Source organism: Pseudactinotalea suaedae (genome assembly GCF_009733815.1).
GTDB lineage: Bacteria > Actinomycetota > Actinomycetes > Actinomycetales > Beutenbergiaceae > Pseudactinotalea > Pseudactinotalea suaedae.
Genome location: NZ_WNXY01000007.1, coordinates 111480 through 131016 on the forward strand (window position 1 = coordinate 111480; position 19537 = coordinate 131016).

Below are 19537 nucleotides of genomic sequence, written 5' to 3' on the forward strand. Positions count from 1 at the left end.
AACACGGCGGACCGGAATCAGTCCTGCACACGCTCCATGACGAGCTCACGCACGCGCCCGGCGTCGGCCTGCCCACGGGTCGCCTTCATCACCGCGCCGATGATCGCGCCGATCGGTCCAAGGTTGCCGCCCTTGATCTTCGCCACGATGTCCGGCTGCGCCGCGAGCGTCGCGTCGATGACCTCCAGCAGCGGGCCGTCGTCGGAGACGATCTCCAGGCCGCGGGCGGTGAGCACCTCCTCGGGGCTCCCCTCCCCTGCCAGCACGCCCTCCAGCACCTGCCGCGCGAGCTTGTCGTTGATGCGACCGGAGTCGACGAGGGACTGCAGCTCACCGATCGCCGCCGGGGTGACCGGCAGCTCCTCGAGCGAGACGTCCTGGCTCTTCGCGGTGCGGGCGAGCTCGCCCATCCACCACTTGCGTGCGGCCGCCGGGCTGGCCCCCGCGGTCACGGTGGCCTCGATCAGCTCGACCGCCCCCGCGTTGACCACGTCGCGCATCTCGGCGTCGGCGTAGCCCCACTCGCCCTGCAACCGGCGACGGCGCGCGGCCGGGAGCTCTGGAAGGGTCGCGCGGATCTCCTCGACCCACTCGCGCGAGGGCGCCACCGGGACGAGGTCCGGCTCGGGGAAGTACCGGTAGTCCTCGGCGTCGGACTTCACCCGGCCGGGCGAGGTCGAGCCGTCGTCCTCGTGGAAGTGGCGCGTCTCCTGCAGGACCGAGCCGCCACCGTCGAGGATCCCCGCCTGGCGGGCGATCTCGAAGCGCACGGTGCGCTCGATCGACCGGAATGAGTTCACGTTCTTGGTCTCCGTGCGGGTGCCCAGCGGCGAGTCCGGCGTGGGCCGCAGCGACACGTTGACGTCGGCCCGGACGTTGCCGCGCTCCATGCGCGCCTCGGAGACCTCGAGCGCCCGGAAGATGTCGCGCAGGGTCTGCACGTAGGCGCGCGCCACCTCGGGTGCCCGGTCGCCGACGCCGGTGATCGGCTTGGTGACGATCTCGACCAGCGGGACGCCGGCGCGGTTGTAGTCGACCAGCGAGTGGGACGCACCATGGATCCGCCCGTCCGCGCCGCCGACGTGGGTGTTCTTGCCGGCGTCCTCCTCCATGTGGGCGCGCTCGATCTCGACGCGGAAAACCGTGCCGTCGGCGAGCTCGACGTCGAGGTAGCCCTCGTAGGCGATCGGCTCGTCGTACTGGGAGGTCTGGAAGTTCTTCGGGATGTCGGGGTAGAAGTAGTTCTTCCGCGCGAACCGGCAGCTCCGCGCGATCTCGCAGTTGAGCGCCAGACCGATCCGGATGGCGTACTCCACGGCCGTGCCGTTGACCACCGGCAGCGCGCCGGGCAGCCCCAGCGAGACGGGCGTGACCAGCTGGTTCGCGTGCTCCGGCTCCGTCCCGCCCGCAGGCGAGGGGGCGTCGTCGAACATCTTGGTCCTGGTGCCGAGCTCGACGTGGACCTCGATGCCCAGCACCGGGTCGTAACGCGTGATCGCGTCCTCGTAGGTGACGCTCATGCCTTCACCTCCAGCTCCGGCGCCCTGCTCAGCAGCGGCGCGCCCCAGTCGTCGAGCAGCAGCGTCTCCAGCGCGGCGCCCACCGTGTACAGGCGGGCGTCCTGCCGCGCCGGGGCGAGGAGCTGGAACCCGACCGGCAGGCCGTCGTCGGAGAGCCCGCTCGGGAGCGACATCCCCGGCACGCCCGCGAGGTTCGCCGGGATCGTGGCGACGTCGTTGAGGTACATCGCGAGCGGGTCGTCGAGCTTGGCGCCGAACGGGAACGCGGTGGTGGGCGCGGTCGGCGAGACCAGCACGTCGGCCTGCTCGAAGGCGGCGGCGAAGTCACGCTGGATCAGCGTGCGGACCTTCTGGGCGCTGCCGTAGTAGGCGTCGTAGTAGCCCGCGGACAGCGCGTAGGTGCCGAGGATGATGCGGCGCTTGACCTCGTCGCCGAACCCGGCGCCGCGGGTCGCGGCCATGACGCGCTCGGCGGTGGCGGGGCCGTCACCGGGTTCGACCCGCAGCCCGTACCGCATGCCGTCGAACTTCGCGAGGTTGCTCGAGGCCTCCGAGGGCAGGATCAGGTAGTAGGCCGCGAGCGCCGCCGAGAAGCTCGGGCAGGACACCTCGACGATGTCGGCACCGGCCGCCGTCAGGGCGGCGAGCGCGGCCTGGAAGGACGCGCGCACGCCGGGCTCGTAACCCTCGCCTCCCAGCTCGGTGACCACGCCGACGCGGATCCCGGACAGGTCACCGGTCGCGCCCTGGCGGGCCGCCTCGGCGTACGACGGCGCAGCCTCGGGCAGCGAGGTCGAGTCCCGGGGGTCGTGGCCGCCGATGACGTCGTGGAGCAGCGCCGCGTCGAGGACGGTGCGGCTGCACGGGCCGGCCTGGTCGAGGCTGGACGCGAGGGCGATCAGCCCGTAGCGGGAGACGCTGCCGTAGGTGGGTTTGACGCCGACCGTGCCGGTCACGGCGGCGGGCTGCCGGATCGAGCCGCCGGTGTCGGTCCCGATCGCCAGCGGCGCCTCGAACGCGGCCACCGCTGCTGCGGAGCCACCGCCCGAGCCGCCGGGGATGCGGCCGAGGTCCCACGGGTTGCGCGTGGGCCCGTACGCGGAGTGCTCAGTGCTCGAGCCCATGGCGAACTCGTCCATGTTGGTCTTGCCGAGGATCGGCAGGCCGGCCTCGCGCAGCCGGGTGACCAACGTCGCGTCGTACGGCGGCACCCAGTTCTCGAGCATCTTCGAGCCGGCCGTGGTGACCTGGCCCTTCGTGACGACGACGTCCTTGACGGCGATCGGCACGCCCGCGAGCGGGTGGAGCGTCTCCCCCGCCGACCGGGCGTCGTCCACGGCGCCCGCGCTGGCGAGCGCCTCCTCGCTGTTGACGTGCAGGAACGCATGCACGTCGTCGTCGACCGCGCTGATCCGGTCGAGGTGCGCCCGGGTGGCCTCGACGCTGCTGACCTCGCCCGCGGTGAGCGCGGCGGCGAGATCGGCGGCGGAGAGCCGGAGCAGGTCTGCGTGATCGCCCATCAGGCCTCTTCCCCCAGGATCTGCGGCACCGCGAACTTGTCGTCGAGCGCCTCGGGCGCCTGCGACATGATCGCCTCGCGGTCCAGCGTGGCGCCCGGCACGTCCTCGCGGAAGACGTTGCTGAGCGGGATGGGGTGGCTCGTGGCGGGCACGTCGGGGCCGGCGACCTCGCTGACGGTCGCGACGGCCTGGACGATCACGTCCAGCTCGCCGGCCAGTCGCGTCACCTCGGCCTCGGAGAGGTCGATCCGGGCCAGTGCGGCCAGCCGGAGCACCTCGGCAGAGTCGATCGTGGACATGGTGGCGAGTCTATGAGGGTTCGCCGACCCGCTCGTCCCCCGTCCCCGGGGCCTGACCCCGTGGGGACGCGCCGCCCCGGTGACCGAGATCGGTCCCCGACGGCGAGATCGCACCGCGCGATGTGTGTTCGCCGTGGATGTCCGAGGTCGAGGACGGCCTGGTCAGCCGCCGCTGCCGGAAGCGGTGGTCTCGTAGATCCCGATGTGGTTGCCGTCGGGGTCGCGGAAGCTTGCCGACCAGCTGGTCTCGCTGATCGGGGTCTTCGGGTCGACGATCTCGCCGCCGTTGTCGGCGACCCTGGCGAGCGCCTCGTCGATCGAGTCGACCTCCACGTAGGACCGCGGCTGGGTCAGGGCCTCGTCGCGCTGGATGAGGGCGCCGCCGCTGATCTGGTTGGGCGCCCGCCACATGGGGTAGCCCTCGAAGCCGGGGAGCTCCTCGATCGACCAGCCGAACAGCGCACCGTAGAACGCGGTCGCGCGGGCGGTGTCGGTGACGGGGATCTCGACGTGGGTGATGTCACCGTGAGGCATCGTTGCTCCGTTCGTCGGATGTGATCATCGTCGCACCGGGCACCGATGGCGCGCAGGGCTTCGCACCGAGCGCGACCTACCATGCTGGTCATGACTGCCAGCCCCGACCACGAGCCCGAGGAGCAGCCGACCGCTGCGCCGGCAGCTCAGGAGGACCCCGCGCGGTCAGCCGAGGACTCCGGCGTCACCTCGCCCGGCCAGCGGCCGCTCTCGCGGGCCGCGGAGCGGTTCCGGGTCCCGCTCGGCGTGCTCGTCGCGCTGCTCGGCGCAGCCCTCGCCGTCGTGTTCGCGATCCGCCCGCTCGGTATCGACACCGGCCCGCGCGGGCTGGTCACCCAGGGCGCCGGCGTGGCGCTGTGGCTCTGCGTCGTCGCGGTCGGTGTGACGTGGGCGCTCGACACCTCGCGCCGGATGACCAACCTCTTCGCACTGGGCGGCGTGGCCTGCTACGTCCTCTTCTGGCTCTCCGGCCGCTGAGCACGCCTGAACCGCACGGTCGTCCCGGGCCGCAGCTGCGCGACCGCGTCGCAGGCCGAGGGGGTCAGCACGGCCACCACCGGGTAACCACCGGTCACCGGGTGGTCGGGGCCGAGGATCACCGGCGCCCCGCCCGGCGGTACCTGCACCGAGCCGGTCACCACACCCTCCGAGGGCAGCTCACGCGTGATCGCACGCCGCAACGGCTCGCCCTCCAGCCGCAGCCCGACGCGATCGGCGAGCGTCGAGACGCGCCAGGGCCGCCGGTACAGCTCGTCGGCCTCGGCGAGCCAGTCGGCGCGAGGGCCGATCGCGGCGTCGAGCATCACGAGCGGCGTCGGGTGCACCTCCTGCGGATGCGCGTCGCTGGTGGGCACGTCGCCCTCCTCGGGCAGCGTCGCCAGCCGGTCACCGACCGCCAGCGGCGCCGGCCCCAGCCCCGACAGCACGTCCGTGGACCTGGAGCCGAGCACGGGCGGCACGTCGAGACCGCCGCGGACCACGAGATAGGTCCGCAGGCCCCACCGCGGGGTTCCGAGCGCGATCACGGTCCCGGACGAGACGGCGAGCACGCGCGCGGCGGTGGGGACGCCGTCGAGCATCAGCGGTGCGGCGGCGCCGGTGACGGCGACCAGCAGGTCGCGATGCACGCGCACCGAGAACGCGCCGATCACCTCGAGCGCGGCCGCGTCGGGCGGGTTGCCCACGGCGCGGTTCCCCGCCACGAGCGCACCGCGGTCAGCGGCACCCGAGGGCGAGACCCCCAGGTGTGAGTGGCCCGGTCGGCCGGTGTCCTGCACCAAGGCGGACCCGGCGACCTCCAGCACCTCGATCATCGGGGCTCGAACCTCACGACGGTGCCCGCGACGAGCGGTGTCAGCGGCTCCGCGTCGGGGTCGAACAGCACGGCGTCGGTATGACCGAGCAGCCGCCACCCGCCCGGCGAGGAACGCGGGTAGACCGCGGCGTAGGGACCCGCGATCGCGACCGACCCCGCCGGCAGGCTCGGGCGGGGACTTCCCAGTCGGGGCACGTGCAGCACCGGGTCGAGACCGGCGAGGTAGGCGAACCCCGGCGCGAAGCCGACGAACTCGACGACGTAGCGCGCCCCGCAGTGGCGTCGCACCACCTCGTGGACCGAGAGACCCGTCAGGCGAGCGACGTCGGCGAGGTCGGCACCGTCGTAGTCGACCTCGATGACCACCTCGGCCGCCGGGGCCGTCGCCGCCGCGCCCGCCGGCGCCGAGTCGACGACCTCCAGGACCGCAGGCAGCAGCCCTGGATCCCGGGCCACGACGAGCACGGTGCGCGCACCCGGGACGATCTCCTCGGCGATCCCCGAAGCGTGCTCGCGCAGGTGACCGGCCAGAGCGTGCGCCGCGGCAGCGTCGTCGACCTCGATCAGCGCGGCGCGCTCGCCGGAGGGCAGCACGCGGGTCATGTCACTGCGGCGATCTGCACGCCGGCGGCCACCAGTCCCGCACGGACAGCACGGGCGATCGCGACAGCGCCGGGGGTGTCGGAGTGCACGCAGATGCTGCGGGCCGTGACGGCGACCATGGTGCCGTCGACGGCCGCTACCGCCCCGTCCCGGACCAGTCCCACCATCCGCGACGCCACCAGCTCCGGGTACCGCAGCACCGCACCCGGCTGGTCGCGCGGCACGAGGCCACCATCGGGCAGGTAGCCGCGGTCGGCGAACGCCTCGGGGATCGTGACGAGCCCGGCCGCCGCCGCCCGTCGGAGCACCACGCTGCCCGGCAGGCCGACGACGGCGAGCCCCGCCGGTCGGGCGACGCTCACCACGAGGTCGGCGACCTCCGGGTCGCCAGCGACGCGGTGGTACAGCGCCCCGTGAGGCTTGACGAAGGTGACGCGACCGCCCTCGGCGAGCGCCGCCGTCGTGAGCTGATCTAGCTGATCGCGCAGGGAGGCCATGAGCACCTCCGTAGGAAGGTCCATCGCCACGCGCCCGAAGCCGACGACGTCGGGGTACGACAGGTGCGCACCGATGCGCGCTCCGCGTGCCACGGCTGCGCGGCAGACCGCACGCATCGAGGCGGCGTCCCCGGCGTGGCCCCCGCAGGCGACGTTGGCGCTGGTGACGACGTCGAGCATCGCGGCGTCGTCACCCATGCCCTCGCCGAGGTCGGCGTTGAGGTCGATCTGCACCCGGCCATTCTGGCCCGCGCGACCGAGGCCGGCACGACATCTCGTCGCACCGGCCTCGGCATCCCGGTCCCCCGGGAGTCAGAGCGTCTCCGCGCTGACGATGAACGGCGAGGCGGCCTCGAGGACGTCCGCGCGAGCCAGTGCGGTCTCGAGCGCTCCCTGGTAGACGCCGGCTTCGGCCGGCTTGTTCTGCAGCACGCCGATGATGGCGGCGTGGCGCGCCTCGACCCCGAAGATGCTGGCCGCCGCGGTGAGCAGCTCCTTCTCGGCGAACAGCGCCGGCGCCGCACCCAGGTAGGCCTGCACACCGAGGTTCTCGAAGGTGTAGGCGGTCTCGAGGTAGCTCTCCTGGCTGGCGAAGGACTCACCGAAGTCGACCATCGGTGCGGGCACAGCGTCGCCGCCCAGTGCGGCGATGGTGTCCTGCAGGGTCATCACGTGCGTCTCTTCGTCGGTCTGGATCGTGGCGAGGTACTCCGCGGCCTTGCCGCTGAGCAGGTTCGCCTCGTTGCCCTGTCGGTAGAACTCCGCCTCGAGGTACTCCAGCGTCAACGCGTAGTTGAGCACGTCGAGCGGACCCTCGAAGTCGCCGTCGTCCGCGAACGCGAACTTCGACCCGAGCATGGTCAGTGCGATGGCACCTGGGATCGCCAGGCCGGCGTCGCGGATGAGGTTCTTGCGTGTGTACACGGTGCTCTCTCCTTAGCTCTCGATGAACTGGCCGGCGGCCTCGAGGACGTCCGCCATCGGGAGGTTGGCCTCGAACGGCGCGGGGAACGGGTTGCCACCCATGAGGTCGGCGACGACCGCGGCGTGCCGGGACTCGACGCCCGCGATGGCGGCAGCCGTCCCGAGGATCTCGGCGTCGGTGATCAGCGCAACCTGGCCGTGGTAGGCCTGCACACCGAGCTCCTCGAACATCGATGCTGTCTCGAGGAACGTGTCGCGGTCCGTGAAGGTGCCGTCGGGGAACATGAAGGTCGGTGACTCGACGGGCGTACCGCCGAGGTCCGTGATCAGCTGCGTGATGCCATCGACGTGGCCCTGCTCGTGATCGCGGATCGGGGTCACCAGCTCGAGCTCACGCTCATCGGTGAGGACTCCCTCGGAGATGCCCTGCGTGTAGAACTCCGCCTCCAGGTACTCCAACGTCAAGGCGTAGTTGAGGATGTCGATGTCGCTCGCGGTGTCGGCGAAGGCCACCGGATCGCGTCGGTTGAGCGCGACGAACGTCGCACCCACCCCGACGGCCGCTGCGCCCGCGATGAAGGTGCGGCGCGTGGACTCGGTGCGGAACTTCATCACCGGCTTCCCACCGAACAGCTGGCTGGACCGACGCGCTCGCGCCGCCCGCCCAGGGTCGACCCCGAGGGGCTCGTAGTTCTCGTGCATGGTTCTCACGCCTGCTTTCTGTCGATGATGTGCTCTCTCCGCGTGACTCCCGGCCCGAGGGTCGACGACAGCGGGGTCCTGCGTTCGATCCGGACACTCCTTCCGTCTCGGATGCTGCTGGCGAAGGAGGATCAGGTGGGTGGCGCTACCGCGTGGACGACGATGCGGTGCGTGAGGCTTCCCTCCGGGTGGCAGGCGAACAACGTCAGCCCGCGAACCGCGTCGTCCTCGGGTTGGGCGAGCACCTCGTTCGCGTAGTCCTCCACCGGCACCACGAGGACCTCGGTGACGACGTACGTCGTCGAGACACCTGCCTGGGTCGTGATCCGGACCTCGTCGCCCTCGGTCAGCTCGTCGATCTCGCGGAACGGCGCCGTGTGCGTGGTCCGGTGACCGGACACCACGGCGTTGCCCAGCTGACCCGGTATCGGGGTGCCGGTCCAGTGCCCCGGACCGCGGACGAGGGTGTCCGGGTCGACGCCGTTGCCGACCTCGACGTCGAGGTCGATCGCCGGGATCTGGAGCCGGCCGAGCACCTGGTAGGGGCCGGGGGTGGTGACGACGGACGAGACCCGCTCGGGGTCGATCGGCTGGTCGCCCGAGGTGTCGCTGAGCTGAGCCGCGAGGTCCTGGACGGTCTCGAGCGTCGGTCGCTGGTCCTCAGCGGTGGCCGCCGCGCCGAGCACGCGTTCCAGCGGCGTGCTCGGGTCGTCGACGCCCCACCCGGGGACCAGGGCGAGCGCGGTCGCGCCGAGGACGGCGGCCAACCCGGCCGCGACGCGCCGGCCGATCGGGGCGCGCCCGCCGGCTGGTCCCGAAGCGCGTCGCCGCGCTCGTGGTTGTCCCATGGTCCTGATTCGGAGCCACGGTCGCGTCGGATTGGTGCGATCGGTGTCGCAATCGCGCGCCCGTCCGGCGCGTCACTGGCGGGATAGTGGGGGTCGTGCCCGCAGGTACGGCGGCTACTCCGGTCTCACCCTCGGCGAGCCGTGGTGGGGTCAGCCGACCGCCGTGCGGTCAGCCGGGGTCCGGCGTCAGGAGACGGCGAGGCCCACAAGGTCGAGGAGGGCGAGGGCGTAGGCGTCGGCAGCGTCATCGGCACGGCCCGTGATCGGCTCGTGGCCCTCGACCTGCGCGGTGACCAGGTACTGGCCGTCGTCGCGGCTGAGGGAAACGAACGCGGCGCCGAGGAGCTCGCGCATCTGGTCCTCGCGGGGCAGCCAGAGCGTGTCCGCCGTGGGCACCGAGTCCAGCGCCCACTCGGTGGTGCCGTTGAACCCGAAGAAGTTTCCCTGCTCGTGCCGGTGCTCCTCGATCACCATCTCGGAGACGGTGAAGGTCTCGTCGGTCAGGGCCTGCTTGTCGATGCGGAACCGGTCACCGGACGTCGGCTCCCACCGCACGCCGGCGTCGCGGAGGGCTCGGGCGAGCTCGTCGGAGATCATCACCCCATTATCCGCCGACGATGGCGCAACCTGGTCATGAACCCGTTCGTCCCGAGTCGTCCTGGCTGCCGGACCTCTTTGCCGTGTCCTCCACACGCGTGTGGCACGCGCAATCGACAGGGCAAGAACCGCGCGCCTGCAACTTCCGCTGGCGGGCTCGCAGGTTTGGAGGCGAGGCGCCGCCGGCCACTGCTGCGGACCTTCCGTTCCAAGGCCCGGCATCGCGCGGCGGCGAAGCTCGTGGTCAGCTTCGACCGACCGGCGCGGGCGATGCAGATGTTCCAAGTTCATTGATCCAGATCTCCTCGATCTGCGGGTCGTCGAGATACTTCTGTAACGGCATCAGGCCGACGACGACGTCATCCGGCGCCTTTGGTTGCCCCGCTCGCATCCATGAGTCGGAGCGCCGGCTGAGCTCACCACGAGCGGCCGGCCGGGAGAGGTCTGCGCGGCGATGGCTGGGGCTGGCGGGAGCGCGAGGAACGAGCGCGGATGGATCTCGCCGCGCAGACCTCTCCCGGGCGGCCGCGCCCGCAACCACAACCGCTCTAGCCAGACGAGTCCGCAACCGCCGCCGGCCCACCGTCGAGCAGCGCCTGGAAACCCTCCTCGTCGAGGATCGTCAGACCGAGCTCGCGGGCCTTGGCCTCCTTGGAGCCGGCGCCGGGTCCGACGACGACGAAGTCGGTCTTCTTCGACACCGAGCCCGAGGCCTTCCCGCCACGGGACAGGATCGCCTCCTTGGCGCCATCGCGCGAGAAGTTCTCCAGCGAGCCGGTGACCACCACCGTGACCCCCTCCAGCGTGCGCTCGATCGACTCGTCACGCTCGTCGGCCATACGGACCCCGGCCGCGGCCCAGCGATCGACGATGTCGCGGTGCCAGTCCACCGTGAACCACTCCGTGAGCGCGACCGCGATGGTGGGCCCCACGCCGTCGACCGCACTCAGCTCCTCGACGGAGGCGGCACGGATGCGCTCCAGCGAGCCGAAGTGCGCCGCGAGGGCGCGCGCGGCCGTCGGTCCGACATGGCGGATCGAGAGCGCGACCAGCACCCGCCACAGCGGCTGGGACTTCGCCTTCTCGAGCTCGGCGAACAGCACGTCGGTGGTGGTGGTGGGACGCGCGGGCACCTTGGCACTGCCCGCGGTCCAGAAGTAGGGCTGGAGCTCCATCTCGCCCTCACCGGCGCCCTTGCCGCGCTTGCGTCGCCACACCCGCACATCCCGCACCGCCTCGGGCACGAGATCGAACAGGCCGCCCTCATCGGCGAGCACCGGCGTCTGCGGCTCGGACTGCGCATCGGCAGGGCGCCCGTGCTCCGGATCGGTCAGCGCTGTCGCGGCCTCCCAGCCCAGCGCCTCGATGTCGAAGGCGCCACGGCCCGCCAGCGCGAACACCCGCTCCCGCAGCTGCGCGGGGCACGCGCGAGCGTTGGGGCAGCGGATGTCGACGTCACCCTCCTTCGCGGGCGCGAGCGTGGTCCCGCACGAGGGGCACTCGGTGGGCATCACGAACTCGCGCTCGGCACCGGTGCGCAGCTCGACGACGGGTCCCACGATCTCCGGGATCACGTCACCGGCCTTGCGCAGCACCACGGTGTCGCCGATCAGCACCCCCTTGCGCTTGACCTCGCTCGCGTTGTGGAGGGTGGCGTTCTCGACCGTCGAGCCTGCGACGACCACGGGCTTCATCACGCCGTACGGCGTGACCCGGCCGGTGCGGCCGACGTTGACCCGGATGTCGAGGAGGGTCGTGTTGACCTCCTCCGGCGGGTACTTGTAGGCCAGGGCCCACCGGGGTGCGCGGGACGTGGTGCCGAGCTGACGCTGTGCGGCGACCTCGTCGACCTTGACGACGATGCCATCGATCTCGTGCTCCGGGTCGTGCCGGTGCTCGCCGTAGTGGGCGATCATCTCCCGCACGCCGTCAAGATCGTCGACGACCCGGTTGTAGGGCGAGGTGGGGATCCCCCAGCCGCTGAGCAGCTCGTAGACCTCCGACTGCCGGGACAGGTGCGCGGTGCTCGGGACCGAGCCGCCGGGCCAGCGCATCGCGCCGATGCCGTGCGCGAACATCCGCAGGTTGCGCGAGGCCGTCACGCGAGGGTCCTTCTGCCGCAGCGACCCGGCCGCGGTGTTGCGGGGGTTCGCGAACGGCGCCTTGCCGGCGTCGATCAGCGAGGCGTTGAGAGCCTCGAAGTCGACGACGGGGAAGAAGACCTCGCCGCGCACCTCCAGCAGGTCGGGGACGTCGTCACCGGTGAGCCGCTGCGGGATCGTCGAGATCGTGCGCACGTTGAGCGTGACGTCCTCGCCCGTGCGGCCGTCGCCACGGGTGACACCGCGGACCAGCCGGCCCTTCTCGTAGACCAGCGAGATCGCGAGGCCATCGATCTTCAGCTCGCACAGGAAGTGGGTGCCGCTGCCGACCTCGCGCTGCACCCGCGCGGCCCAGGCCTCGATCTCCTCGACGCTGAAGGCGTTGTCGAGGGAGAGCATGCGCTCCACGTGGTCGACGGTGCCGAACTCGGTCGAGAACGTGCCACCCACCCGCTGGGTAGGCGACTCGGGCGTGCGCAGCTCGGGATGCGCCTCCTCCAACGCCTCCAGCTCGGCCAGGAGCGCGTCGAACTCGGCGTCCGAGACCGTGGGGGCGTCCTTGACGTAGTAGGCGAACTGATGGTCGCGGACCTCATCGGCCAGTCGCTGCCACCGCGCGGCAGCATCGACATCGACGACCTCGGGCACGGCTTCGGTGCGCTCGTTCACGCGCTCATTCTGTCGCGAACCACCGACAGCTCGCCCGCTGTGGTGGGATGTCCCCATGACACAGCCGTGGTGGCCGGGAGCAGGAGAGCCTCCAGCTCCGGCCGCCGCGCCCGGACAAGCACCGTGGATGCCCCCGCCGGCGCAGGGCCAGAACCGCCAGCAGGGCCAGAACCACCCCCAGCAGGCGACACCGTGGGCACCACCTCCCACCCTGCAGGCGGGCGCCATGCCCCCCGGCCAGCCCGTGACGGTCGTCAACACGATGACCCGTGAGTCCGACGCCGCCGCTGCGGGCGGTCAACCCGCTCAGCGGTCAAACGTGCCCGGCCTCGGTCTCCTCACCTTCGTGCTCGTGGTGGGCGCGATCGCGTTCGCCGCCTTCGTCGCCCGGGACTGGGTCGCGGACTGGGGTAGGTCGGTCGGACCCTGCCTCGACGGCGGCGGCGCGTGGGAGTGCGTCGTCAACGACGCCTCGCGCACCCAGCTGCTGCTGCCGATCGTCGCCGTGCTCGCCGCGTTCTCGCTGGCGCGCGGCGCCGGCGTCGAACGTCAGCAGGGTCGCGGCATCGGCTACCTGTACGCCCTGCTGGGATTCGCCGCCCTCGCCGTCGCGTGGTCCCTGGGAGCGGCGGCATGAGCGTCTTCGACCCGTACAGCCAGAAGCAGCAGCCGGCGATGCCTGGCCTGAACACCGGCAGCCAGACGCAGGTCTCCACGATGGTCCCGGTCGACATCGACGGCATCCGCACCAACCGCTACCGGTCCGGCGCCCTCAGCGCCCTCGCACCGTTCCTCGGCTACTGCAGCGTGGTCCTCGCGGCCGCGATGGGGCTCGCCGGCCTCGCCGGCCGCGCGCTGTGCCTCGAGGGCCGCCTCGATGCGGCCGTGTGCGAGGCCGAGCCGAGCCAGCTGGTGCTCCTGCCTGCCGCGGTGCTGTTCTTCGGTCTCGTCTTCGCCACCATCGGTGGCAGCCTGGCCAAGAAGCGGCGCGCGTCCGGCTCGCTGGTCGCCCTGGTGCTGGGCGTCGCGGCCCTCGTGCTCGCGACCCAGTGGTTCAGCACCACGCTGCTGGGCCTGCCCTTCCCCTAGGCGTGGCACGAGCGGGCCGGGCTGACTCCCGACCTCAGTCAGCGGCGGCGACCCGCTGGGTCCGTGCGGCCCGCGAGGAGCGGTGAGTTAGCGCCCACCTCCCGCAGGGAGCGGTGAGTTAGCGCCCACGTGCGGTCGTCGCGTGGGCGCTATCTCACCGCCGCTGCGGTCGGGTGGGCGCTATCTCACCGCCGCTGCGGTCGCGTGGGCGCTAACTCACCGCGGCGCCCGGGAGAGCGAACCCCCGGAGCAGCCCACGCCGCCGCTACGAGCCCGTCGGGCGCTGGTGATGCTCGCCTGACCGAGCACCCGGCTGCCGTGGTAGACCACGATCGACTGCCCGGCGGCGATGCCGCGCAACGGTGAGGCGAGCCGCGCGAGGAGAGCGCCGCCGTCGAGCTCGACATCGGCGGCGACCGGCTCCCCGTGCGCGCGCACCTGCACGGTCACGTCGGTCAGCGACGACGGGTCCTCACCGAGCCAGACCACGTCGCCCCCGACGATCTCGTCGACGCTCAGCAGCGCGGCCGGGCCCACCACGACACGGTTCGCGGCCGGGTCGGTCTCGAGCACGTAGCGCGGCGCACCGTCGGCGGCCGGCACCTGGATCCCGAGGCCCTTGCGCTGACCGACCGTGAAGCCGTAGGCACCCCGGTGGGACCCGACGACGGCGCCCGAGGTGTCGACGATCTCCCCCGGCCGCTCGCCCAGACGAGCGGACAGGAAGCCGCGCGTGTCGCCGTCGGCCACGAAGCAGATGTCGTAGGAGTCGGGCTTGGCCGAGACCGACAGGCCGCGGGCGGCCGCCTCGGCGCGCACCACGTCCTTGGACGCGACGTCGCCGAGCGGGAAGATCGAGCGCTCGAGCCGTGCACGTCCCATGACCGCGAGCACGTAGCTCTGGTCCTTGGCGAGGTCGACGGCGCGATGCAGCTCGCGCACCGTGCCAGCAGGCCCGGCGCGCTCGACGATCCGGGCGTAGTGACCGGTGCACACGGCGTCGAACCCCAGCGCCAGACCGCGGTCCAGCAGCGCCGCGAACTTGATGTGCTCGTTGCAGCGCACGCAGGGGTTGGGGGTGCGACCGGCCTCGTACTCGGACAGGAAGTCCGCGACCACGGTCTCCTCGAACTCCTCCGAGAGGTCCCAGACGTAGTAGGGGATGCCGAGCACGTCGGCCGCGCGGCGGGCGTCGGAGGCGTCCTCGATCGAGCAGCAGCCGCGCGAGCCGTTGCGGTGCTGGGCGCGGCTGCGCGAGAGCGCCATGTGCACGCCGACGACCTCGTGCCCGGCGTCGACCGCCCGTGCGGCCGCGACCGCGGAGTCGACGCCGCCGGAGAGCGCGGCCAGCACCTTCATCGCGCACCCACCCGACCCGCGGCGCGGGCGCGCTCGAGCACGGCCGGCAGGGTCGCGAGCGCGTGGTCGACGTCCGCGTCCGTCGAGGTCCACCCGAGCGTGAACCGGACGGCGGAGCGAGCCGTGCGCTGGTCCGCCCCCATCGCGAGGAGCACGTGCGAGGGCTGCGTGACGCCGGCCGTGCAGGCCGAGCCCGACGACGCGGCGATGCCCGCGGCGTCCAGCCCGAACAGCACCGCGTCGGCGTCGGTGCCGGGGAAGGTCATCAGCAGGTGCCCGGGCAGCCGGTCGGCACCGGCGGAGCGCACGACCGCGTCCGGGACGGCCGCGAGCACGCCCGCCTGCAGCCGGTCCCGGAGGGTCGTCAGCCGCGCGTGCTCGGCGGCCTGCTCGGCGACCGCGATCCGGACGGCGATCGCGAGCGCCCGGGCGCCGGCGGCATCGAGGGTCCCGGAGCGGATGCCCCGCTCCTGGCCGCCGCCGTGCAGCACCGGCTGCAGGGCCGCGTCGCGGCGAGCGAGCAGCGCACCGGTCCCGACCGGGGCACCCAGCTTGTGGCCCGACAGCGCGAGCGTGGTCAGCCCGCTCGCGGCGAAGTCGACCGGGAGGTGGCCCACGGCCTGCACGGCGTCGCTGTGCACCGGCACCCCCGCAGCCGCGCACGCCGCTGCGACCTGCGGGATCGGCTGCACGGCGCCGGTCTCGTTGTTCGCCCACATGAGCGCCACGACGGCGGTGCGCTCCCCCGCCACGGCGAGGTACGCCGTCAGGGCGTCGAGATCCAGCACGCCCTGCTCGTCGACACCGAGCTCGGTCACCTCGGCCCCCTGGGCCGAGCCGAGCCAGTGCGCGGCATCGAGCACCGCAGGGTGCTCGACGGTGGAGATCGCCACCGCCCGCCGGGTCGCCGTCCCAGCCACCGCCGCGTGGAACGTACCGACGACGGCGAGGTTGTCCGCCTCGGTCCCCCCTGCGGTGAAGATCACCTCGGTCGGATGGGCGCCGAGGTCGGCGGCGATCGACTCCCGCGACTCCTCGAGGACGCGGCGCGCCTCCCGCCCCGGCCCGTGGACCGAGGAGGGGTTGCCGAGCCTGCGCAGGTCCTCGCCGTAGGCGGCCAGCACCTCGTCGCGGACGAGCGTGGTCGCCGCGTGGTCGAGGTAGGTCGCCGTCACGACGTACGAGTGTAGGCGGGCGTGGTCCAGCGAGCCTGCGAGCGCTGCGGCCCGGCATCGGTGGCTACCCTGCCCGTGATGAGCAGCCCCGACGATGCCCGGTTCCGGCCGGGTGGCCCTACCCCCGACGACGACGACGTCGGTGCGGGGTACAGGGAGGCGCCGCTCCCGAGGAGCTCGGCTCCACCGCCGTACGGCGCGATCGAGGAGGCGCCGGCCCCACCGCCGCGCTCCACGCCGACCATCCCGTCGCCCTCCACGCCGACCATTCCGCCGCAGCCGCGCACCCCCCGTCGTCCCCGCTCCGCCCTGCTGGCCGCGGCGGTGGTCGTGCTGCTCGGGGGCGCCGCGCTGATCGCCTCGGTGACCGAGGGGAGCGACGACGACGATGCCCCGACCGGCGGCTGGACCACGACCTCGGGCATGCCCCAGACCTGGTCCGTGACACCGGCGGATCTCAGCTCCGCGCCGTCAGGGAGCACGGAGTTCGTCAGGAACCCCGACGGGGCGTTCACCGGGCCGCGGATGATCACCGGAGACACCGCCTGGGTGATCGCCTGGACCACGGGTGACTCCGTCACCTCCGGCCTCGCTGCGATCGACCCCGCCAGCGGCGCGGTGCTCTGGGATCGCCCGCTCGCCAGGGTGGTCTGCGCGGACCAGCAGGTCGACGGCGCCCTGCTGTGTCTCGCGCTCGACGGTGACACCTGGGTCTATCACCGCATCGACGCGACGACGGGTGCTGACCTGGCCACGGCCGCGACCACGCTCGAGAACGTCCAGACGGTGCACGCCGGTGGCGAGGGCCTCGTCGTCATCGGCTCTGCCGAGCCGGCGCCGCACGCTCAGCTGTCCGGTCTCGGGCCGGACGGGACGCTGCTGTGGAGCTTCGACGTCGCGACGACCGAGAACGCCGATCTGTTGTTCACCTCCGTGTACGACTCGGCGGGCGCACCCGTCCTGGAACGCCCCCGCTGGCGCGATCTCGACGGCGGCCTCGTCATGCTCTGGTCCACCCCGGGCGTCGCGATCATCGACCCCGGCACGGGCGCGACGTTCGTCCACGAGTGCCGTGCCGCGACCCCCATGGGCGACCACTACTACTGCCAGGTGGGCGAGGACCTGCACCGCTACGCCCTCGACGGCTCGCTGAGCTGGTCGAGCCCGGGCCTGCGCCCCGCGGTCCCCGAGGACGCCTCCGACTCCCGCCTGGTCGCCCTCGGCGAGCCCACGACCAACAGGTTCGAGGTGGTGGCGCTCGACCAGCAGACCGGTCAGATCGTCGGCGACCCCACCTACCGGTTCGACCAGCAGCCCGGGATGTGGACCGGGATCATCCTGCCGCCCACGGTCAGCGCCGAGCCCGACGCCACCTTCGTCGTGGGCGACTCCACGCTGATCGCGCTCGACCCCGAGACCAGCACCCTGCTGTGGACCCTGCCCCATGACCACACCTACGTGGGTGACATCGTGCAGATCGGCGATGTCGCCGTGGTCGACACCGGCGACGCCCTGGGGCTCGACCTCGCCACCGGGCGCGTCCTGTGGGAACACCCCACCATCGGCGACCTCAGCCGCGTCGGCGACGCCCTGGTGTCCACGACCAGCACAGACATCATCCTGCTCGAGATGCCCTGAGCCACGCACCCGGTCAGCTCAGAGCGGCGGCCCTCAGTAGCCCTGCTCCTTGTCGACGACGTTGAGCAACGGCAGCCCGCGGGCGAACCGGCGCAGGTTCTCCAGCATGATCTCGACGCCGCGGCGAGCCGTCCCTGGTGTCGTCGCTGCGTTGTGAGGGGTCACGATGACGTTCGGGAGGTCCCAGAACGGGCTGTCAGGAGGCAGCGGCTCGATGCTGTGGGCGTCGAGGCCGGCGCCGGCGATGCCGCCCGACCGGAGCGCCTCGAGCAGCGCGTCGTCGTCCGCCACGCCACCGCGGGAGATGCAGACGTAGAAGCAGTGGGAGGGCATGGCGGCGAACTCGGCCGCACCGAGCATGCCCAAGGTGGCGGGCGTCCTCGGTGTCGTCACCACCACGAAGTCGCTCTGCGCGAGCATCTCGTGGAGCCGGTCGTGGGTGAAGATCTCGTCCACCCCTGCCACTCCACCGGCGCGTCGGCGCAGCCCCAGCGTGCGCATCCCGAACGCCTTGGCCTTGCGCGCCAGGTCCCCGCCGGCGTTGCCCAGGCCGATGATCGCGACGGTCCGGCCCCACAGCTCCCCGTGCACGTGCCGGTCCCAACGCCGATCACGCTGCGCCTCGACCCACCGCACGGCGTCCCGGTCGAGCATCAGCATCATCATGATCGCGTGCTCGGCCAGCGGCACGCCGCCGTTGCCTGCGCTGCTGGTCAGCACCACGGGACTGGTCCGCATCGCCTCGTGCAGCTGGGTGTCCGGGCCGGCGATCCAGCTGTGCACCCACTCCAGCTCGCGGGCCGCCGCCAGGTGCCGCGGCTCGACGGGCCCGACGATCCCCCGTGCCTGCCCGAGCTCCTCGGCCGCGTCGTCGACGTGACCGACGACGCGGACGCGATACGGGGCCGCCGCCACCTCGGCGGCTGCCACGTCCTCGTCGTCGAGATCGGCGGCGATGACGACGAGGTCAGCCATCGCTCTTGTACGTCCTCACCTCGGCGTTGGAGGCCAGGATGCGGTCCCAGTCGTACGTGACACCGAGACCAGGCCCGGTCGGCACCGCGACGCACCCGTCCTCTCCGACGGCCGACAGGTCCTCGGCGTAGTCGTCGCCGGCGTAGACGTGGGGGTGGAGCGGGTTGCCCGAGGCTGGGTCCAGCAGCCCGAGCTCGTAGTAGTTCGTGTTCCGTATCGCTGCCATGCAGTGCCGCTGCGCCGGGCCCGAGGCGTGCACCTCCATGTCGATGCCGATCGCCTCGGCGGCGTGAGCGGTCTTCATGACACCGGTGATCCCCATGTCGAGCTCGGGGTCGGCACGCAGGAAGTCGGTCGCCCCCTGGATCGCGAGCTCGACCCGCTGCTCGAGGCCACGGACGAACTCGGTCAGCAGCAGCGGGGTCCGCACCCGCTGCCGGAGGATCTGGTGACCCAGCCGGGCGTCGTCCCGCATCGGGTCCTCCCACCAGAAGGCTCCCACCTCGTCGCAGGCCGCCCCCAGCTTCAGCGCGTCGGCGAGCGTGGGTAGTCCCTTGCCGGGGTCGGTCATCACGTCGCTGCGGCCGGCCGACCCTTCGGCGGCTGCCTGCAGTGCGGCGATCTCGTCCTTGACCTTGCCGGTTCCTGGACCGTGGATCTTGTAGCCCGGGATCCCGGCGGACGCACAGGCGTCCGCGTAGTCGCGGTAGCTCTCCGGCGTCCCCAGCGCACCGAGCCCGTGACCGCCGCCCACCGTCGAGACATAGGCCGGAAGTCGCTCGCGGAACTGACCCAGCAAGGCTGCGATCGGCTGCCCGCTGCAGTGACCCATCGCGTCCCACAGGGCGATGTCGATCGCGCCGTAGCCGATCCGGTCGGTCTTGGCCAGGTTCCGGTTCACCTGGTCCCAGAACCGCTCACGATGGGCGAGCGGCCTGCCCAGGATCGTCTTGACGCAGGCGTCGACCTGCCCGACCGCCATCGGCGGTGCGCTCCAGAGCGTGACGTAGGAGCCTTCGACGCCGTCGGAGGTCCGGATCCGGACGCCGAACCGCCGCGTCGTTCGGGTCGGATGGTGGGAGCCGCCGAGCTGCTCCCCTGACGCCGCGTAGCGGTAGGCGACCGTGTGGTCGAAGGAGATGACGTCGACCTCGGTGATCGTGGACATGTG

The 19537-nt window shown here is 72.3% G+C and carries 20 protein-coding genes; 4 read left to right on the forward strand and 16 right to left on the reverse strand.

Translation table 11 applies throughout. From position 1 onward, the window contains the following. Positions 1–17 precede the first annotated feature (17 nt). The 4 genes from gatB to GPA04_RS12170 all read right to left on the reverse strand — a co-directional run bounded on the left by gatB (position 18) and on the right by GPA04_RS12170 (position 3873). Positions 18–1520 (reverse strand): Asp-tRNA(Asn)/Glu-tRNA(Gln) amidotransferase subunit GatB, encoded by a 1503-nt coding sequence (gene gatB / locus GPA04_RS12155; protein ID WP_156224404.1) that lies wholly within the window; start codon positions 1518–1520, stop codon positions 18–20. Then, positions 1517–3040, reverse strand: coding sequence for an Asp-tRNA(Asn)/Glu-tRNA(Gln) amidotransferase subunit GatA (gene gatA / locus GPA04_RS12160; RefSeq protein WP_156224406.1), 1524 nt, complete (start codon positions 3038–3040; stop codon positions 1517–1519). Before gatA ends, gatB begins: the two co-directional genes overlap by 4 nt. Next, positions 3040–3339 (reverse strand): Asp-tRNA(Asn)/Glu-tRNA(Gln) amidotransferase subunit GatC, encoded by a 300-nt coding sequence (gene gatC, locus GPA04_RS12165; RefSeq protein WP_156224408.1) that lies wholly within the window; start codon positions 3337–3339, stop codon positions 3040–3042. The genes gatA and gatC overlap by 1 nt, the downstream gene beginning before the upstream one ends. Before the next feature lie 162 nt (positions 3340–3501). Beyond that, positions 3502–3873: a VOC family protein gene (locus tag GPA04_RS12170; RefSeq protein ID WP_156224410.1), complete on the reverse strand. Its 372-nt coding sequence runs from the start codon at positions 3871–3873 to the stop codon at positions 3502–3504. A 90-nt stretch (positions 3874–3963) separates the two neighbouring features. On the opposite strand from GPA04_RS12170, the gene GPA04_RS12175 reads away from it, so the two are divergent. Continuing rightward, complete coding sequence (locus tag GPA04_RS12175; RefSeq protein ID WP_156224412.1) at positions 3964–4350, forward strand: hypothetical protein; 387 nt, start codon at positions 3964–3966, stop codon at positions 4348–4350. On the opposite strand, the gene GPA04_RS12180 is transcribed toward GPA04_RS12175, so the two are convergent. From GPA04_RS12180 to ligA, 8 genes are all read right to left on the reverse strand, one after another. After that, entirely contained in the window at positions 4320–5186 is an 867-nt protein-coding gene (locus GPA04_RS12180; RefSeq protein WP_156224413.1) for a 5-oxoprolinase subunit C family protein, read from the reverse strand. The genes GPA04_RS12175 and GPA04_RS12180 overlap by 31 nt on opposite strands. Continuing rightward, complete coding sequence (locus GPA04_RS12185; RefSeq protein ID WP_156224415.1) at positions 5183–5791, reverse strand: 5-oxoprolinase subunit B family protein; 609 nt, start codon at positions 5789–5791, stop codon at positions 5183–5185. Before GPA04_RS12185 ends, GPA04_RS12180 begins: the two co-directional genes overlap by 4 nt. Further along, positions 5788–6522: a 5-oxoprolinase subunit PxpA gene (locus GPA04_RS12190; protein ID WP_241680761.1), complete on the reverse strand. Its 735-nt coding sequence runs from the start codon at positions 6520–6522 to the stop codon at positions 5788–5790. Before GPA04_RS12190 ends, GPA04_RS12185 begins: the two co-directional genes overlap by 4 nt. A gap of 78 nt (positions 6523–6600) precedes the next feature. After that, on the reverse strand, positions 6601–7212 hold the full coding sequence (locus GPA04_RS12195) for a ferritin-like domain-containing protein (protein WP_156224417.1): 612 nt from the start codon (positions 7210–7212) through the stop codon (positions 6601–6603). Between the two features lie 12 nt (positions 7213–7224). Further along, positions 7225–7914 carry a ferritin-like domain-containing protein gene (locus GPA04_RS12200; RefSeq protein WP_156224653.1) on the reverse strand — a complete coding sequence of 230 codons (690 nt, stop codon included), beginning with the start codon at positions 7912–7914 and terminating at the stop codon, positions 7225–7227. Positions 7915–8045: 131 nt separating this feature from the next. Further along, positions 8046–8762, reverse strand: a complete 717-nt coding sequence (locus GPA04_RS12205) for a class E sortase (RefSeq protein WP_156224419.1) — start codon at positions 8760–8762, stop codon at positions 8046–8048. A gap of 186 nt (positions 8763–8948) precedes the next feature. Continuing rightward, positions 8949–9359 (reverse strand): hypothetical protein, encoded by a 411-nt coding sequence (locus GPA04_RS12210; RefSeq protein ID WP_156224421.1) that lies wholly within the window; start codon positions 9357–9359, stop codon positions 8949–8951. A gap of 548 nt (positions 9360–9907) precedes the next feature. Then, positions 9908–12187 carry an NAD-dependent DNA ligase LigA gene (gene ligA, locus GPA04_RS12215; RefSeq protein ID WP_156224422.1) on the reverse strand — a complete coding sequence of 760 codons (2280 nt, stop codon included), beginning with the start codon at positions 12185–12187 and terminating at the stop codon, positions 9908–9910. A gap of 70 nt (positions 12188–12257) precedes the next feature. Here ligA and GPA04_RS12220 point away from each other — a divergent pair, with 70 nt between their 5' ends. Both GPA04_RS12220 and GPA04_RS12225 read left to right on the forward strand, forming a co-directional pair. Continuing rightward, a complete protein-coding gene (locus GPA04_RS12220; RefSeq protein WP_156224423.1) occupies positions 12258–12767 on the forward strand; it encodes a hypothetical protein in 510 nt (169 codons plus the stop codon). Beyond that, positions 12764–13219 carry a hypothetical protein gene (locus GPA04_RS12225; RefSeq protein ID WP_156224424.1) on the forward strand — a complete coding sequence of 152 codons (456 nt, stop codon included), beginning with the start codon at positions 12764–12766 and terminating at the stop codon, positions 13217–13219. The genes GPA04_RS12220 and GPA04_RS12225 overlap by 4 nt, the downstream gene beginning before the upstream one ends. A gap of 216 nt (positions 13220–13435) precedes the next feature. Here the strand turns inward: GPA04_RS12225 and mnmA are convergent, their stop codons facing one another. Both mnmA and GPA04_RS12235 read right to left on the reverse strand, forming a co-directional pair. Then, on the reverse strand, positions 13436–14578 hold the full coding sequence (gene mnmA, locus GPA04_RS12230; RefSeq protein ID WP_156224425.1) for a tRNA 2-thiouridine(34) synthase MnmA: 1143 nt from the start codon (positions 14576–14578) through the stop codon (positions 13436–13438). Continuing rightward, positions 14575–15753 (reverse strand): cysteine desulfurase family protein, encoded by a 1179-nt coding sequence (locus GPA04_RS12235; RefSeq protein WP_156224426.1) that lies wholly within the window; start codon positions 15751–15753, stop codon positions 14575–14577. The genes mnmA and GPA04_RS12235 overlap by 4 nt, the downstream gene beginning before the upstream one ends. A gap of 78 nt (positions 15754–15831) precedes the next feature. Here GPA04_RS12235 and GPA04_RS12240 point away from each other — a divergent pair, with 78 nt between their 5' ends. After that, positions 15832–17391 carry an outer membrane protein assembly factor BamB family protein gene (locus tag GPA04_RS12240; protein ID WP_156224427.1) on the forward strand — a complete coding sequence of 520 codons (1560 nt, stop codon included), beginning with the start codon at positions 15832–15834 and terminating at the stop codon, positions 17389–17391. Positions 17392–17424: 33 nt separating this feature from the next. Here GPA04_RS12240 and GPA04_RS12245 read toward each other — a convergent pair whose 3' ends face one another. Together GPA04_RS12245 and GPA04_RS12250 are read right to left on the reverse strand one after the other, a co-directional pair. Next, positions 17425–18366: a D-2-hydroxyacid dehydrogenase gene (locus GPA04_RS12245; RefSeq protein ID WP_156224428.1), complete on the reverse strand. Its 942-nt coding sequence runs from the start codon at positions 18364–18366 to the stop codon at positions 17425–17427. Continuing rightward, the gene (locus GPA04_RS12250) at positions 18359–19534 is read right to left on the reverse strand and encodes an enolase C-terminal domain-like protein (RefSeq protein ID WP_156224429.1); all 1176 of its coding nucleotides are present in this window, start codon (positions 19532–19534) and stop codon (positions 18359–18361) included. Before GPA04_RS12250 ends, GPA04_RS12245 begins: the two co-directional genes overlap by 8 nt. Positions 19535–19537 lie beyond the last annotated feature (3 nt).

Excerpts from the sequence above, each read along its gene's own strand:
- GPA04_RS12250 (WP_156224429.1), bottom strand. The coding sequence starts at position 19,534 with ATGTCCACGATCACCGAGGTCGACGTCATCTCCTTCGACCACACGGTC.
- ligA (WP_156224422.1), bottom strand. The coding sequence starts at position 12,187 with ATGGGGACATCCCACCACAGCGGGCGAGCTGTCGGTGGTTCGCGACAG.
- gatC (WP_156224408.1), bottom strand. The coding sequence starts at position 3,339 with ATGTCCACGATCGACTCTGCCGAGGTGCTCCGGCTGGCCGCACTGGCC.
- gatB (WP_156224404.1), bottom strand. The coding sequence starts at position 1,520 with ATGAGCGTCACCTACGAGGACGCGATCACGCGTTACGACCCGGTGCTG.
- GPA04_RS12205 (WP_156224419.1), bottom strand. The coding sequence starts at position 8,762 with ATGGGACAACCACGAGCGCGGCGACGCGCTTCGGGACCAGCCGGCGGG.
- GPA04_RS12220 (WP_156224423.1), top strand. The coding sequence starts at position 12,258 with ATGCCCCCGCCGGCGCAGGGCCAGAACCGCCAGCAGGGCCAGAACCAC.
- GPA04_RS12170 (WP_156224410.1), bottom strand. The coding sequence starts at position 3,873 with ATGCCTCACGGTGACATCACCCACGTCGAGATCCCCGTCACCGACACC.
- GPA04_RS12175 (WP_156224412.1), top strand. The coding sequence starts at position 3,964 with ATGACTGCCAGCCCCGACCACGAGCCCGAGGAGCAGCCGACCGCTGCG.
- GPA04_RS12185 (WP_156224415.1), bottom strand. The coding sequence starts at position 5,791 with ATGACCCGCGTGCTGCCCTCCGGCGAGCGCGCCGCGCTGATCGAGGTC.
- gatA (WP_156224406.1), bottom strand. The coding sequence starts at position 3,040 with ATGGGCGATCACGCAGACCTGCTCCGGCTCTCCGCCGCCGATCTCGCC.
- GPA04_RS12180 (WP_156224413.1), bottom strand. The coding sequence starts at position 5,186 with ATGATCGAGGTGCTGGAGGTCGCCGGGTCCGCCTTGGTGCAGGACACC.
- mnmA (WP_156224425.1), bottom strand. The coding sequence starts at position 14,578 with ATGAAGGTGCTGGCCGCGCTCTCCGGCGGCGTCGACTCCGCGGTCGCG.
- GPA04_RS12240 (WP_156224427.1), top strand. The coding sequence starts at position 15,832 with ATGAGCAGCCCCGACGATGCCCGGTTCCGGCCGGGTGGCCCTACCCCC.
- GPA04_RS12200 (WP_156224653.1), bottom strand. The coding sequence starts at position 7,914 with ATGCACGAGAACTACGAGCCCCTCGGGGTCGACCCTGGGCGGGCGGCG.
- GPA04_RS12225 (WP_156224424.1), top strand. The coding sequence starts at position 12,764 with ATGAGCGTCTTCGACCCGTACAGCCAGAAGCAGCAGCCGGCGATGCCT.
- GPA04_RS12210 (WP_156224421.1), bottom strand. The coding sequence starts at position 9,359 with ATGATCTCCGACGAGCTCGCCCGAGCCCTCCGCGACGCCGGCGTGCGG.
- GPA04_RS12245 (WP_156224428.1), bottom strand. The coding sequence starts at position 18,366 with ATGGCTGACCTCGTCGTCATCGCCGCCGATCTCGACGACGAGGACGTG.